A 16,475-nucleotide genomic window follows, 5' to 3' on the forward strand; every position below is an offset into this window, starting at 1 on the left:
ACTTTCGTTAATCTTATATCATTAAAAGTAGGGTGCATCAAATGAATTACTTTCCATCCGGTAAAAGAAAGATAAAATCACTTAATGCACCGACAGATCATAGGATCTATCAAACAGATTGCTACCCATTCTACTCAGGAAAAGATTGGGCAATCATTTGATCCACTTTACACCCCGTTAACTGTTGGCTTCAACCTGACACAGCAACACCGCAAACCAGGGGTGAGAATCAGTCCAAACTTTTAAGGTTGTCAACCCCTGAGACTTCAGGTAAGCCTGCATTTGGTCTAAGTCAAACTTCCGAGAAATTTCAGTGCGAAGGGTTTCTCCAGCGTCAAATTCAACCGTTAAGTCCAGACTCCGTAACTGAACAGTTTGCGATCGCAGACTTCGCAGGTGCATTTCAATCCGATGCTCTTGTTGATTGTAAAATGACCAATGTTCAAATTGCTGTAAATTGAAATTCCCTTGAAAACGGCGATTGAGATGTTGCAGCAGATTCAAATTAAACGCCGCAGTTACTCCTTGAGCATCGTTATAAGCCGCTTCTAAAATATGAGGAGGTTTTTGCAAATCTATCCCCAAAAGAAAATATTCTCCGGGTTGTAATGCGGTGGTAATGTCAGCAAAAAATTGATCCGACTCCACAGGTGAAAGATTTCCCAAGGTACTCCCGAGAAAACTAATCATCCGTGTCGGTAAAGGAGAAGGATTGAGTTGAGCGAGTGCTTGTTCATAGGTACTCACCAAACCGTGAACCTGGAGAGAAGGATAATCTTCTAACAATTCATAAGCACTTTTTTCTAAAATTCCTCCGCTAATATCAATCGGTAAATAGCGTAGAGGATGACTTAAGCTTTGGTAAGCATCCAGCAGAATTCGAGTTTTTGTCGAACTCCCACTTCCCAACTCGACCAGTTCACAAGGCCCTGTTAAACGAGCAATTTCTGAGCTACAGTTTTTGAGGATAGCGGTTTCTGTGCGAGTCGGATAATATTCCGGCACCTCACAGATTTGCTCAAATAACACCGAACCACGATCATCGTATAGATACTTAGGCGAGAGGGTTTTAGGCGTTTGAGTTAACCCGTGAATGACATCAGTTGCTTGAGCAATCTCTGACTCCAGAGAAGCCGCTTCACTAACGAGATGTTCGATCCACAGCCGTTTTTCGAGTAACGAGTGATCGCTTGAAGTGGAAGTTGATGGGTTTGAAATTTGCATTGCAACTTAGCTAGACGTAGCAATTGAGAAAAACGCCGACTTGTCAAGTCATTTTGAGATAACACTAACAAATTTAAGACGATCTCGTTAAATATTGTCTCATAATTGGTGAGCTTGAGTCGAACTTTGACAAACTTCAATTAGAAGTTATTTCTTTTGGCGAACTCATAAATAACTCTAAAGACGCATTCTGGCATCTATCTGGTGGTTGATGGTAACGGGTCAGTCAAAAATTGTGCTACGATCGCGACAAATAGGGAGTGATATCCCTGATGTCATCCACCCTTTAACCTAATCCGCTATTGCTGTGGGAAACTCGCTCATGTGCGTCTCTCTGTCTAATTCTGAACACTACCAATCCCCATCAGAAAAAACTGCTCCTACTCCGAAAAAATCTAAGCGTTTGAATACTCAGTCGTCTACTGAATTGTCTTCTTTATCCCCGATTACTCCCGAACCCGAACCCAAAACCGAACTGCAAGCCTGGCAACTTCCATTTAATCTTCAGCATTGTAGTCGCACTCTACTGGCTGTTGTGGAACCCGATAGCTTTAGATTGCACTATGGGAATCGTTCTTTTTGTCAGTTACTTGAAATTGACAGCGCTTACCTGTGTTCAGAGGATCATCAACTGAACATTTTTAATCAATTTCAACCTATTACAGAAATTAACTTAGAGCAACTTTATCGCTATCATCTACTTCAACAAATTTTATCTAAATATTATCACATTAATCTCGAATCTTTACAAATCATCGAGCAATCTGTTCTTGTTTCTCATCATTTTTCCTCTAAAAAAAAGAACTGTTTTATTCGTTTTTGGTTAAACTCCCAAAGTTGTGAAATCAATCGTATTGATCCCCATCTGGATGAATTTGCTCAAATCCGCGAACAACTCGAACTTTCTCAACTCAAGCAACCCGGTAAACTAGCAGCCCTCGCTCAACAATTACAATTAGACAACTACCGCATTGAAGGAATGATCGTTCTTGAAGGCGTAGATGTTACCTTGAGTGAACAAAAGCGTCTATTGATTGATCAACTTCTCAATCGCAATTTAATTCGTCAGCGTCAAGGTTGGGAACAAATCGAACAAAGTTTGCGATCGCTGTTTCAAGCCAATTCTAGTCTTCTTCTCCGGTTTAAGGGAAATCAAGCCAAGCTATCTTTCAGTTTAGATACTAAAGCCGCAGCTCCGACTGTTTATAATTTAGAAACTTTAAAAGACTCTTATTTATTTGAGGCGGCTCATCGCAATCAAGTGATGATTATTCCTGAATTACAACGAGATTTTCCGACTGAATGTGAACGTCTACTCTACAATCAAGATATTCGCTCTTTGTTGCTGATTCCGTTGGTGATTCAATCTCATTTTAGTTCTTCTCCAGAGGAACAAATTTTAGGAATTATTGGACTGGGAAGTCATCAGAGCGATCATTTTCATCCTAATGATATTAAACTTGCTCAAGAACTAATTCCGGCTTTAATCACAGCTTTTCACTTCTCGACTCAGCAACGATTGAGTAATATTCGCAATCTTCATCCTTCTGTTGAATGGCGGTTTTTGCAAGAAGCTGAACGTCGGAGTTGGGGACTTTCACCTCAAGCCATTGTTTTTGAACAGGTTAATCCTCTCTACGGAATTTCTGATATTCGGGGTTCGTCGGAGGAACGAAATCACGCGATTCAGGCGGATTTACTCACCCAGTTTCATTTGGGGTTAGCGGTAATTGAGGCAGTTTGTCAGGCTCAACAGACGGCTCTCGGTGAACAATTGCGTCAAGATCTCGTTGAATATATTACTCAGATTGAAGAAAAGATAACGGTTGATGGTGAAGTGCGAGCAACTGATTATTTAAAGACTCATTTAGAAATTTATTTTGACTACTTTTGTGAATGTTCTGCGGATGTAGAAGCCGCAGTTTATGCTTATCGTGAGGCTTGTGATAATAAGCATCGCTGTGTTTATACTGAGCGATCGCGGTATGATGAGATGCTGAATTTAATTACAGTTAGTCTGCAAAAAAGCTGGAATAAATGGCAAGAGGAGATGCAAAAGATTATTCCTCATTACTGTGATGTTGAGTGCAGTGATGGAATGGATCATATGCTGTATGTCGGGGAGTCAATTGATGCTCGGTTTAGTTTTTTTCATCTCAAAAGTTTGCGTTATGAACAGTTACGAGCGGTTTGTGATTGTGCGAGAACGGCGTTGAAATTGAAAACAGAAGGGAAGATTAGTTTGGAGTTGGCGCATCTAATATTAGTTCAGCATACGACAATTGATATTTTTCACGATGAGAATACAGAACGAGTGTTTGATGTACGAGGAACTCGGGATATTCGCTATGAAATTGTTAAAAAGCGGATTGATAAAGGGGTTGACTTAGAAACTCAAGAACGAATTACACAACCGGGAAAATTAACAATTGTCTATTCCACTGAAGAAGAATCAGATGAATATCAACAATATTTACGGTATTTAACCCGTGAAAACTGGGTAGAATCTCAACTAGAAGTGGGTTCAGTTGCGCCTCTACCTGGTGTTAATGGCTTGAAATATATTCGGGTGAAAGTGATTGCAGATAAAGAAGAAGGGGTGCATCATTCTTTAAAATTCTACACCCCTCATCCTGAGTAGCATTCACTCATCAAACCCTTAATCAGGAGTTAAGGTCTTTACCTTAACAGATAGTTAATGGCAAAATCAAGCTTCAAAAAATGGGAAATTCTTACATCACAGATAAAGTAAACTTAACAGTAAAAAAGGACATTCAAGCTGATAATTTGCCATTCAGTTAACGAAAAGATATCGGACAAATCAGTTAACTAAATCCTTGGAGTTATTTGCTAAAAACGACTTCTTTTTGAGCAGATTCTTCTTCTGAAGTTGCGGTATTCTCTTGTATCTCTAGTTCGCCGCCAGGAGCTTCTGGATGCACATTCGCCCCATCGTTGACTTCATCGGTACTGTCAAAAGACATCGCTGCCAATTCAGCATCACGCCGACGCTGATACCATAAACCCAGTCCGAGAAAACCCGCAGTTCCAGTCGCCGCAGCAATTCCGGCTGCTTTAGCGATGTCTTTGGATGTCCACAAGTTCTTCCAATTGACAGAAATTTTATCGGTTGAGTTGAAGCTGCTAGAGCCGGATTTTAACTTATTGTATAAACAAGCTTCCGCAGAAGTTGAACCTAAAATCAGGCTTCCTGCAATGGAAACCGTTGAAAGAGCGGTGATTAAGAATTTAAACTGAGTCATGGTCATTCAAAAAGAAAAATTTTGCCTATATCTTAATACAACTCCTAAATTTTTGCAGTATATTCTTGTACCAATTTTTGTAAAACTTGTCATACTTAAAGATAAGTTGTGCTAATACAAATTAAGTTGATTTGATATGAACCTTTTGACTCAAGTTCTTCACATTGTTGGGAGTGGCGCGAGTGCCTACATTACCGCTCGTAACCTGCGAGATGCTCAAACTCGCCCGAACTTACTGGCTGGCTTTCAACTGGCGGAGTCGGGTTCAGTTCCGTTTTTGGAGAAACTTCGCGATCGCGCCTTCAGCGAAGGAGACACTTGGCTGGCCGAACATTTGGGACGTCATGCTAATGACGAAAAACGTCATGGTCAAATTTTTGCCCAAGCCCTCAAACGCCATCAGAAACAAGTGATCGACTTCAAGCAACAAGCCCAACAACAAGACAAACAAGATAAAAAAGAACGTCAGCGTAGTCCTTTTTTTGATGCGTACTTTAAAGATTATACCTCTGAACAACTCAAGGCGGAAAACATCGACTGGATCGTGTTTATGGGGAGTACCTACATCCTTGAACTCGATGCCAGCAAGGACTTTGCACGCATGGCGAATGTTTTACCCGATGATGATCTGGTGACGGCTAGCACGAAAAAAGGCATTCTCAGCGTCGCACAAGATGAAACCCGTCACGCGGCTTACCTTCTAGAAGCTTTACATCGTCGTTTGACTGCGGTTGAAATTGCCAGCGTTGTCGATCAGTGGCGCACTCGCAAAGTTGATGCGTTATTAGCGATGGTGACTAATTTTGTCGAACGTCAAGGTCAAATGCGATCGTTGGTTCAAGATGCGACACCTTCTGAAACAAATGACGAAACTGAACTCACAGAATTAACCGCAGCATAATTTGTAGGGTGGGTTAGCGTAGTGTAACCCATCTTTTATTCTTGATTTAATTGAGCGGTAACATTGCCATTGACTTGATTGGGTAGATTGCGAAAAACCAAGGTATAAATATCCGTTGGCATATCAATATTTGCCTGTTCTAATGCTTCTTTAATGGCTTGAGTGACGTGAGAAGTTGTGGCTAAATAGCCCGCTCGTCGAGAATCTACCCAAAACCGTACTTCTAAGTTAACGGTACTGGGCGCTAGTTCTTTAACTAAAATATCAGCAGCCGGATTTGTTTCCACCTCGGGCATATTATGGAGAGCATTTAAAATAACTTTTTGCGCTGTACTGAGATCCTCACCATAATCAATTCCTACAATGACTGAACTACGACGACGAGGAGAAGCTGTATTGTTAATAATGCTCGCTTGGAAGACTTCTTGATTAGGGATATAAACCAAACGTCCGTCGTAGGTTCTCAGTGTTGTTCCTCGCAGTTGAATTTGAGTAATCGTGCCTTCAAAATTGTCAATCACCACCTGATCGTTAATTCTAAACGGACGAGCTGCGAGTAAAATGACTCCAGAAATATAGTTACTTAAAACATCTTTGAGACTAAAACCAATTGCCACACTGGTTAGTCCCAAAGCACCCAAAAGAGCTGCAAAATCTAACCCTAAAACACCCAAAGCCACAATACTTCCTAATACCCAAATACCACCATAACTCAACCGCCCAATTAAGACTTCGGTGTTAGAATCGCCTTCGGTTTTTTGCGCCCATTTGAATGCTGCATAACGAACACCGCTCGCTACTCCCCAAGTAAAAAAAGCAACGATTAATGCACCAATAAATGCAGGTAAATTGCTAATCGTATCTCTAAAAAATTGGCGAACGGTTTCATATAAGCGCTGTCCAACATCAATCGCTAAAGGACGTTTATCAAAGGCTATATTGAGTTGCTCTTTCCACCTTTGCGCCAGGACTTCTAATTCTAAACCAAAATCTTGAGCATCTTGCTGAGTTACGGTCATTAAAACACGGTTTTTTACTTGTAATGTAGCAATATTTTGATTGGAGTTAATATTAACTGAAACCGGGGGAATTGAGTCAGATTGAGACAGTAAACTAGCAATTCTACGGTTAATAATTTTAGCGCGATCGCTAGCACTCACTTCAGCCAAACTTCCAATCTGAAAAATTGGTCTTCCTCGCACTAAAACATCTGAAAAATATAAGCCATCTTGACTTTGATTGACTGGACCCGCTGAAGATTGCTGCGGAGTAGGAACGATAACATCTTCAGTTTGAGCAATACTCAGGGGTGTAATGAGAACAAATATCGTTATACTAATAAAAAGAATAAAGGGAAGCTTAAGTTTTCGACGTAAAAATAACTTAAAATATTTCATTTAGATAATTGTGATTCAAGTTAAAATCAAATCAAAGTTCAATAATTAATATAAATAAGATAAATTATTAGGTAAGATTTTACTTCTATCTTAAGATAGATTATTATTTGTGATTTTTGGTGTAACGCAGATATCGGTGAGATGCTTGATTTTGTTCAGAATGACATTCAAAAAATTATCAGCTTTTATTCTCCTTATTATTCCTCCTCATTTTAAGCGTTATCAGCCCAATTGAAAATCAATTACCAAGGTAAAACTTCGCCATTAGAATGCCAAAATGTTCCGGTATTTTCTAGGTTCAATTGATCAATTCGAGCCAGTAATCCCCGGACTGATTCTTCGGGAGTAATTCCCGAGTCGGTAAAGTTTGTCATCCGAGTTTTTACTAATCCGGGATGCAGGATAGCAACTGCAATTTGACGAGGTTTTAAGTCATGGGATAAGGATTTTCCAGCCATCGATAAGGCGACCTTTGACATCCGATAACCATAGGAACCTCCAGAAGTATTATCTTCAATTGAACCCATTCTACTGGTCATTATGATGACTTTTGAACTATTTCTTAGCTTCGGAAGTAACATCTGAGTTAAGCGTAATGGCCCGATTGCATTGATTTCAAACTGTCTGCGAATACTCTCAAAATCGAGGTTATCAAGAGAGATTCTTTCAACAATTCCAGCATTATTAATTAATACATCAATCATCCGATCACCCAAACGTTTAACTAGCTCAGAAATACAGCTTTCAGAAGTAATATCGATATTGGTTATAATTTCTATATTTAAAGCCTTAAGTTCATCGGAAGCTGAACGACAAACGGCAATCACATCATCTCCTCGCCTTTGAAGTTGGCGACAATATTCTAACCCAATTCCTCGATTTGCTCCTGTAACCAGATAAGTTGCCATTTTATTTTTAAATCCGTAAAGTTTCTATATTCGTTAGTTTAAAGTTAATTAGAGGAGACGTCAAATCAAAATTTAAACCTGATGCCAAGCAGCATAAAAATCTACATAGGACATTTGTTGAACAGCGTACCACAACAACTTATAAATTTCTAGGGCTTGAGGAGAGCGATCACCTTGATTTACAGCAATTGCATACTCTTTTAAACTCGTGACAATTAATGGAAGCTGTTCTTCAAGCAATCCTAATTTCAAAGCTTCTACAGTGTTTCTATAGGTTCTCTGAGTTTGTTGGGGGATTTGTAAACTCTCAATTAAAACAGAGATAGCTTTTGAATATCCAGGGTGTAGCTTCAGTAAAGAAATTGCATATTTCCGTTTTGATTTAATTTCATTGGTTGTCGCCAGTCTATGCTTGAAAACGGTTATTGCTTTATCTGGATTTTTGTGTTGTTTTTGGATCTGAATTTGAGTCGGTTTAGCTTGCCCATAATCGAGGGAAAACTGTGTTTTCAAGAGAGAATTTTCCGGCTCAATTTGGTACAAATCTTTAATCACTCTTGATCTAATTTTTTGAGGAGTTGAAGGGGATTTTATAAGATCAACTAAAGTGTTAATTGCAGTTGTATTTCCAGAATCTATTTTTCCCAGTCGATAGGCAGCTTTACGGCGAAAACTTTCTTGGGAAGCCGAGTGCAGAATTTCCGTTAAAGTCTTGATGGCGAGAGGATGACTGATACTCACTTGTCCTAAGCTGTAAGCAACCTCCATTTGAGTGATTTCATCTGGTGCAGTTTCTAATAATTTTAATAACGTGTTTTCAGCAACTTTGTTACCCCGATCAAAGTTTTTCCCTAAACTATAAGCAATTAGCCAACAAATTCGGGGATGCTTTAAGGATTGTATATAATTTTCAAGCTGTTTAATCACTCGAAGTCGATCTGTAGAAAATAAAGCAATTCTCACTCGTTCCAAAATAGGTGCTGGAAAAGTTAACCATTTTTGTTGAGTCGGATTAAATTCACCATAACACCAATGAATTAATTGACCAATTATTTCATCTGCTTGACTAAACTCGGAAAATTCTGATAGTCCAGAAGCGGCTAAACAGTAAGCTTGATATTGATAAAATTGACCACAATCATCGTCAAAATTGGCTAAAGCTTGAAGAAATTCTTCTTTCTCTGAATTCTCTAGATCTAGCCGACCTAACCAGAGTAAAATGATTTCTTGCCATTGAGGTGCAAAAATGCGATAATACAAATCTGTTTTATCTAGAAAAAATTGCCAGTTTGCAATCGCTTGAGCCGCAAAATATTCTTGAAAAGTTGAATGATAAAAGGCATAAATTCGCTCGCCTGTTGTCGCCGAAATCCCCACCGGATGCAACCAACCGAGTTGTAACGCAAAAGCAAACAAGTTGATTTCGTCAGTATCAAGAACGGTTTCGATAAAAGATTGACTGAAACGAAACTTCATTTCTATTTGTAAGAATGCGTTTAAAGCTAACTTACCAAGCACTTGATTTAATCGTTGACGCTGTGCTAAACTTGTTGGAAATCTATCTTGTTTCCAGTCATAAAGTATTTGCACAAATTGTTGATATAGTGCAGCTTTTGTACTCGGAAAATTTCCCTGCATGACTGTCCAAATTCGACAGAGAAGCGCTAAACATAGAGGATTTTTAACAGTATCTTGAATTCGCTGACGTGCGGGCTTTTCAAGTTCAGTAAAAAGATGATCACCCAGTTGTGACTGATGCTGAAACCATTTTTTAATAAACTGTTCAATTTGATTTAAGGATTTAGAATGATGATGACAAAAACTTAAATTGCGATAGGTAACAAAATCTTCTAGGGGATTTTTACCCATTTCCCAAACGTTAATTCGACAGGTGAGAATAATATGAGCATCTGCTATCCAACCCCGCAGTTGACGCGCAACTGAACTTAATGCGGCACTCGATTCAATTGCCATTTCATCAATCGCATCTAAGAGCAACCAAACTCGTCCCTGCTGAAATAATTCTGCAAATTGCTGTTGGAGTTCAGGCGAAATAATAACTTGACGGGTGGAAATTTTTAGCCAATCTTTGAGTAAATATTGATCGAGAGTTTCTCCTTGTAAATCCGCTAAAGAAATCCAAATTGGAAAAAAATTATGTTCTAATAATTCATTAGCAATTCGTTGTAATAATGTTGTTTTTCCTGAACCGGGTTCTCCGATAATGGCAATGCGTTGAGAGACTTCACAAGTCAGTAACTGTTGTAGAAATAACTCAGGATTGATAACGTCTTGAATCTCAATATCCTCAGCATCATTAAATTCCCAACTTTGATCACTTTGGAGTTCTGTTTGTGATCGCCATTCAACTAAACCAAGAGGAACATAAACTTCCTGAAGTTCAAACGTCACACCATCACTCACCGTTAAAGGATTTGTCGTTAAGCGTTGAATTTGTTGAGTCTGCAAACTCTCTCGACACCATTTCAACCAAGGATTAGAGTCTTCATTAGAATTTTCTAGCTTTTGAAATTTTTTTTGATCGCCAGTAACTTGTTTGGATTTTTGCGGGCGGCGTTGTTCCCATTCCTGATTAAACTGTTGTAAAATAGCCGTGCGATCGCGTCGCTTGTACCAAAACGTTAAAGTAAAGTGCCAGGTTTCCGAACCTCGCTTAACTGGACGATGATCTTCTAAAATTTCTAAAAAATCTGTAAGACGGTTTAACGCTTCTTTAATTTGAGGAACTGTTAGCGCATTTCCAGTCAGTTCGATCAACGCTTCTAGAAATCGCAGCTTTGTTTGTACGATTAATTGTCGTTCATCTTTCCAATCGGTTTTAATCTCTCGTTGCAAGCGTTCTAAAGCGATTTCATCACAGTCTAACTCGTCGTTTGCATAGTCCAACAAAGCGGTGAGTAACTGTTTAGTGCGGTTTTTGGCTTGTGGGCCATAACTGGTTCGCGGCATTTTTTCAACAAAGTTGGGGGAATCCCCCATCTCAACAACTTCCCCTATCTCTCAAGTGTAGTCTACATCTAGCTTTGCGGTGTCAAGCTCAAAATTCGATTAGGGGAATATTGTCACTTTATCTTATAAACATAGCAAACGAGAAGCAAACCAAAAGTTAGAAATAATGTGGGTTTTAATCCGATTAATTGCTAGTCATTTATGTGGCGGGTCGCTTAATTGGTAAAGCACAATTTTGCCCTTTGGGACGCAGATTTAGGGTTATCGTCTGTAACACGAATCCCCCCTTAATCGCTGAGATGCGGGTTCAATTCCTGCTCCGCTACACCAACAAAATTCGGAAATTAGAATCAAAATTTCCACGATCTTTGGCAGGTAGTTTAACGGTAGAACGCTAAAAATTCCTGATTCACTGATTGTCTGAAAAGGCTTAAGAATGAGGGTTATCGCCTTCTAAGCGAGAGGTGTGGGTACTCTGCGAGAAGGCTTCGCCAACAAATCCCACTCTGCCAATTGGGATTCATCTCAAAACAGAATTTTTTCAAACAAATTTGCCTTAAAGGGCCGGAGAAAAAATGTTCAATCATACTCTTTATTTACGATTTATATTTCCGATTACTTTAATAATCTTAATTATTAATTCGAGTAAAGTATGGGCTTCTGTCGCCAATCACGATTTTCATTATTCTCAATATCAGCCTCCAGTTACTAATAATGGTGGTTCTCTATTTTATCGTTTTAATTATAACAAATTAATTAATAATTAACAAGGACAAAAACATGAAATATAACTTTTTTGTGTCTCAAAATAAAACTCCTCAAAATCAACCACTTCCGGGGCGTAAAACTGAAATGACGCAAGGACGTTCAGGCGGATGGATGTTCAAAGCAGATATTTGGCAAGTGTTAAGACGTTGTTTATTAATTGGAACTTCTCAAGGTGCTTTTTACGCTGGAAAATATGAACTAACTCAAGAATTTGTCGATACCATTCAACTTGCAATTGAAGCCGATCCTCGTCGAGTTGGCGATGAAATTCTTTATGCTTCCGATGGACGTTCTATTAATAATAGTGCTCCGATTTTAGCCCTGGTTTTGTTATCGATGGGAGAAACGCCAGAAGCGAAACTTGCCTTTACAGAAATCTTCCTACAAGTTGTGCGTACTGGAAGCCATTTCTACGAATGGTTAAGCTATACCAAAGCAATGCGAGGATTTGGTAAAGTTGTTCGAGAAGCAGGAAAAGCTTGGCTGTCTAATCAGGATGTAAAAGGACTCGCTTATCAACTGTTAAAATATCAACAACGTCAAGGATTTTCTAGCCGCGATGCGTTGCGTTTGTTTCATGTTAAACCAACAACAGAAGACCATGATTTACTCTTTAATTGGGTGATGAACGGTTGGGAAGAATTACCTTCGGATATTCCTTCGGAAGCCTTAAAACAAATTTGGTGGTATGAATGGTTAAAACGTCACCCAGACAAAACTCACAAAGCAATTTCTCAAGGTCGTTTAACCCATGAAATGGCGGCACCTGTAGGAAAAATGGACAAACAAGCTTGGCAGTTATTATTCAATGAAATGCCGATAGGTGCAGTGTTAAGAAACTTAGGTTCTCTAACTCAATTAGGAATTTTAAGTATGAATGAACGGAAGAATATTCAACGAGTAGCTCATGTTCTAAACAACCGTGAATATCTCCGAAAAGCACGAATTCACCCGATTGATGTGTTAAAAGCACTAAAAACCTACCAGTCTGGGGGAAGTTTAGGACGGAGCAAAAAAACTTGGACTCCTGTTTCTCGAATTGTAGATATTTTAGAGGAGGCGGTAGAGTTGTCTTTTGATGTGATTGAACCGACATATCAAGTGTTTGTACACGCTATTGATATCTCTAGTTCGATGTCTTGGAATACTGTTTCTTCTATCGGTTTAACTTGCTGTGAAATTGCGACAACGATGGCGTTAGCAACTGCAAAAGCTGAGAAGGATTACTTTATTCGAGGATTTTCAACAGAGTTTATAGACTTGAAAATTACCGCAAAAGATTCTTTTAAAACGGCAATTAACAAAGCCAATAGTAAAAACTTTGGTGGTACGGATGCGACGGTTGTTTATGATTGGATGATGCGTCAAAAGTTACAAGCAGATGTGATTTGTTTTTGGACAGATAATGAAACTTGGGCGGGACAAAAACATCCTAGCCGTGCATTAGCAGAATACCGTCAAAAAATTAATCCAAAAATCAAGGTGGTTTATGTGACGCTTGCGCCCTATAATATCACCTTAGTTGATCCAAATGATGATAATTCTTGGGATATTGCAGGATTTGACCCAGGTACTCCGCGACTGATTCAAATGTTAGCAACAGGTGAACTTTAACTAACTTGATTTCTTGATCTTCCCAAAAACAATGAAGATCCAGTTATCGGTAGTTTAATTTAACCAAAAACTTCAGAGAAATAATCTTAATTTTTCTTAAAACGGATCACACCTCTCCACCTCAAGAACTCTGAATTTTATTTGAGTTCAATATTGTCCCTTTACCAAGAATCTGTCTATATGGGTAAAAGGAAATGAGGAAAATTGTTCTGGCTCAATTCCGGGGGGGGTGGATCGCATTTTTCTCCAAAATATTTAGAATCCATCAAGGTTCGATGATCTCTGTGGTGGCCACTGTGAAAAATATTAAATTTTTCATAAATTTAGATCATTCTGCACAGATACATTTATAATTGCAGTGTTAAACACTGTATTGTGTTGATTTTTATTAAGAAACACAGAGAAAATAGGAGATAAATTTATGGGCTTTCTAGGAAAACTATTTGGTAAAAAAGAAGAGGAGAAAGCTGCCTCAACACCTAAAGTAGCGGTTTCAAAAGCAGCAACCGAAAAATCTATTGCACCCGAAAAAGTAGGGATTGATGGTGACTTTGATGAAAGTGGTTTAGCTAAACGTGTTGCTCAAGCATTAGATGATGCAAATATCTCAGATAACGTGGGTCTTTGGGTTGCACAAAAAGGTAGCACTGTTATCTTGAAATATAATGAAGATGCCAAGGACGTTTTAACAAAAGCAGAGCAAGTTGCAAAAGGAGTAGAGGGCGCAACTGGAGTAGAAACAGTGCCTAATAGCTAATAGATTGACTTGAAAATAAAGTGAGATAAACTGCATTAAAATACGTTGAGTGTGAGTATCTGGCTTAGTAAAATTCAGAACTCACACTTAATTTTAAACCTTTGAACACAACTAAGTCTGATCGACCTTTCCTGTTTTCTCAATTTTTTCAATAATCTATCAGCTAACATTTTTTGACTCTACTAAACTTGGTATCAAACCAGAAGTTTTGTGATCACAAACAACATTCATTTAAGGTAAAAAATATCAAATAAAGACAATGCAGAAAAAAACTTATTATTTAGCATCTTTTATCTTCTTCATTGTAGGGTTTCTCTGGATGTTCGTGAAGTTAATCGCTAATACTGAAAGATTTACAGTCATTATGATTGGTTGTTTTATTGTTGGGCTAGTTTACTTTTTTTTGGGATCTCGACTCAAAAATTAAAATCAGAATAAAACAGCTCCCTACTCTGAAGTCTGTTTATATAGTAAGATTGAGTGAGTTATAAACTTTCGGCAAGCAAGATTCCCGCACTATAAGCTTTTTGATCTCGTCAGCCTTCACCAATTATTTCTTATTGCTATATAAATCTGAGTTAATGTTATAATAGTTAGGGAATAATCTAGACTAAAATTTTTTAATGTAGATCTGATCAAATTTTAGAATGATTATTCATGTTCCCTCTAAAGCAGGTCAACGAAAAAAATATTGGCGGCGCGTAATTGATTTTGTCGATCTAAATCAGACAACCGGATATGCTTTTCAAGGATATCGAGTTGAAGCGGATCAATTAATTGAATTAGAAATTGGTAATTTTTTACTCACCTACGATGAAATAGGTTCTATGAAACGTTGGTATCCTCACGTTTGCTTATATCAAGTTCGAGCTGATATCGAATCTCCTTTAGAAGAAAGATTTACTTGGCGTGGAAAAACCGCTAATCGAAATTGGAACCGTTCTTGGGCTTTGTCAGTGCGCGATCCCATTGCTGAAATTGTGAATGAAGACCGTTTATCCTATGAAGATTTGATTGATTGGGATAAAATTTCAACAGATCGCTTAAAGGAAGAATTGAAGCGTAGAGGAGTTGTTTAATCTACGCTTTTGTATCCTGGAAATTATTTAATAAGAGTTAATCTAGACTACAATAAAAACTTCTTGTGTCAGTACCACGGGATTAAAAACAGCAAGTATCTGTTCGCCAAAATTAATTTGAGTCCCTTGAAATATGGGTTCAATTGTTAACTGTTCAAACGTTAGATTATCTGTTAAACCAATAAAATCAATACCAATTTCAAAATCTTGAATTTGATCAGTTTCTTCATTCGTTGCTAGAATAAAGACATCTACTCCTGGACCTCCCTGTAAAGTATCAAAACCCATACCTCCTCTTAAGATATCATCATCAAGTCCCCCAAATAACTGATCATTTTCTGAGCCACCAATCAAGATATCACGACCTGCATCTCCGTTAATCAAATCATCACCAATCCCTCCATAACTCGTGTCATTTCCCTCACCTCCCCAGATTACATCATTCCCCGATAAACCGCTGATCAAGTCATCTTCTGCATATCCGATTAATTCATCTCCTTGATAGGTTCCAGCAAGATTATCTCTGTTATTTGTTCCTTTAAAACTCAAGTCTGTATTGAATAAAACTCCCTGTTTTTGATCTTTGGTATTGAGATCAACAATCCCTCGATTAACACGTTCATCTTCGGTTAAAATTCCTTGTCTGAGAGTATTAAGAGAAATTAAAGGATAAGTCAATCTGAATTGATTTTCAACTAAGGGATTATCAAGTTGGTCTAAACTTTTAGAACCGCTAACAGATAACTCAGAGGGTAAATTAAACCCCTCACCTGCAAGTAATTGAGTAAAAAAATGATGAGCATAACCATGTGCTTTTGCTCCAAACCAGTCATTAAATCGATTAGAATCGGGTTGATTCCATGCCTCCCCTTGATTAAGATAAAGATCAAGAGTATTTTCATTATCAAAATTCAGTACAGGTAGAGGATTTTCATATCCGAGATTACTCGTTGTATGAATTGCAATGACTCGCGTTGCGTCTCCTTTATCCAAGCGTTCTGGGATAGATTGAAAAGTTGCTAATGTTCTCTGATTAAAATTTGCATTTTCAAATCCTGGCCCTGCGGGATCTAAACCAATAATCGTTCCAATCTTCTGATCATTCGGCGAATATTGTCCAGCAAATCCAGCAACTTGAGCGCCTAAACTATGACCAATTAATGTAATTGTTTCGGGTTGAATAACATCAGAACTAACATATCGATAAAGCATTTCTTGAACCGCTTTTCCGACAAACTCTGTCTTTTGAGCCTGTTGAGGATAGTTGAAAAAATCTGTAACTTTTTGACCCGCATCCCAACTAACTAAAATAACGTTAGCATCATCTTCTTGTTTAGAGATTTCCGTCGCTATTTTTCGCATCCAATTATCTGATTCAACCTCATTAGGTATTCCGGGATTATCGCGAAAGCCATGAGTAATCACATAAGTAGGACGCCCGGAAGTCAGATCAGAATCTTCAAGTTCTTTAAGGGTTTTATTGTCGTTTAAAATATAAAATTTAGCCCACTCACTCACAGGATGATTAACAGTTAAGTTATCCATGAGATCTTTCCCCAAGTTGATCATTTTAGTATAGATACATTACCTTTAT

Annotated in this window: 11 protein-coding genes and 2 tRNA genes; 7 read left to right on the forward strand and 6 right to left on the reverse strand. The window is 38.3% G+C overall.

The window, feature by feature from the left end; translation table 11 throughout:
- Positions 1-177: 177 nt before the first annotated feature.
- Positions 178-1,224, reverse strand: coding sequence for an L-histidine N(alpha)-methyltransferase (gene egtD, locus L8106_RS11885; RefSeq protein ID WP_009784549.1), 1,047 nt, complete (start codon positions 1,222-1,224; stop codon positions 178-180).
- Positions 1,225-1,546: 322 nt separating this feature from the next.
- Between egtD and L8106_RS11890 the strand changes: the two genes are divergently transcribed.
- Positions 1,547-3,865, forward strand: a complete 2,319-nt coding sequence (locus tag L8106_RS11890; protein ID WP_009784550.1) for a GAF domain-containing protein — start codon at positions 1,547-1,549, stop codon at positions 3,863-3,865.
- A gap of 202 nt (positions 3,866-4,067) precedes the next feature.
- On the opposite strand, the gene L8106_RS11895 is transcribed toward L8106_RS11890, so the two are convergent.
- Positions 4,068-4,487 (reverse strand): hypothetical protein, encoded by a 420-nt coding sequence (locus tag L8106_RS11895; protein ID WP_009784551.1) that lies wholly within the window; start codon positions 4,485-4,487, stop codon positions 4,068-4,070.
- A 136-nt stretch (positions 4,488-4,623) separates the two neighbouring features.
- Here L8106_RS11895 and L8106_RS11900 point away from each other — a divergent pair, with 136 nt between their 5' ends.
- The gene (locus L8106_RS11900; protein WP_009784552.1) at positions 4,624-5,388 is read left to right on the forward strand and encodes a hypothetical protein; all 765 of its coding nucleotides are present in this window, start codon (positions 4,624-4,626) and stop codon (positions 5,386-5,388) included.
- Between the two features lie 35 nt (positions 5,389-5,423).
- Here the strand turns inward: L8106_RS11900 and L8106_RS11905 are convergent, their stop codons facing one another.
- The 3 genes from L8106_RS11905 to L8106_RS11915 form a co-directional block, all read right to left on the reverse strand.
- Positions 5,424-6,785, reverse strand: a complete 1,362-nt coding sequence (locus L8106_RS11905) for a mechanosensitive ion channel family protein (protein ID WP_009784553.1) — start codon at positions 6,783-6,785, stop codon at positions 5,424-5,426.
- 242 nt (positions 6,786-7,027) lie between these two features.
- Positions 7,028-7,693, reverse strand: a complete 666-nt coding sequence (locus tag L8106_RS11910; protein ID WP_009784554.1) for an SDR family oxidoreductase — start codon at positions 7,691-7,693, stop codon at positions 7,028-7,030.
- A 72-nt stretch (positions 7,694-7,765) separates the two neighbouring features.
- Positions 7,766-10,693 (reverse strand): NACHT domain-containing protein, encoded by a 2,928-nt coding sequence (locus L8106_RS11915; protein ID WP_009784555.1) that lies wholly within the window; start codon positions 10,691-10,693, stop codon positions 7,766-7,768.
- 173 nt (positions 10,694-10,866) lie between these two features.
- On the opposite strand from L8106_RS11915, the gene L8106_RS32115 reads away from it, so the two are divergent.
- The 5 genes from L8106_RS32115 (at position 10,867) to L8106_RS11935 (ending at position 14,881) form a co-directional block, all read left to right on the forward strand.
- Positions 10,867-10,993: transfer RNA gene (locus tag L8106_RS32115), tRNA-OTHER, on the forward strand.
- Positions 10,994-11,032: 39 nt separating this feature from the next.
- Positions 11,033-11,176: transfer RNA gene (locus L8106_RS32120), tRNA-Arg, on the forward strand.
- Positions 11,177-11,443: 267 nt separating this feature from the next.
- Positions 11,444-13,045, forward strand: coding sequence for a TROVE domain-containing protein (locus L8106_RS11925; RefSeq protein ID WP_009784557.1), 1,602 nt, complete (start codon positions 11,444-11,446; stop codon positions 13,043-13,045).
- A 421-nt stretch (positions 13,046-13,466) separates the two neighbouring features.
- Positions 13,467-13,802: a hypothetical protein gene (locus L8106_RS11930; RefSeq protein ID WP_009784558.1), complete on the forward strand. Its 336-nt coding sequence runs from the start codon at positions 13,467-13,469 to the stop codon at positions 13,800-13,802.
- 647 nt (positions 13,803-14,449) lie between these two features.
- Positions 14,450-14,881, forward strand: coding sequence for a hypothetical protein (locus L8106_RS11935; protein WP_009784559.1), 432 nt, complete (start codon positions 14,450-14,452; stop codon positions 14,879-14,881).
- A gap of 42 nt (positions 14,882-14,923) precedes the next feature.
- On the opposite strand, the gene L8106_RS29575 is transcribed toward L8106_RS11935, so the two are convergent.
- Positions 14,924-16,426 carry a Hemolysin-type calcium-binding region, RTX gene (locus L8106_RS29575; RefSeq protein WP_009784560.1) on the reverse strand — a complete coding sequence of 501 codons (1,503 nt, stop codon included), beginning with the start codon at positions 16,424-16,426 and terminating at the stop codon, positions 14,924-14,926.
- Positions 16,427-16,475: the final 49 nt, after the last annotated feature.

Source organism: Lyngbya sp. PCC 8106 (genome assembly GCF_000169095.1).
Classification (GTDB): Bacteria; Cyanobacteriota; Cyanobacteriia; order Cyanobacteriales; family Microcoleaceae; genus Capilliphycus.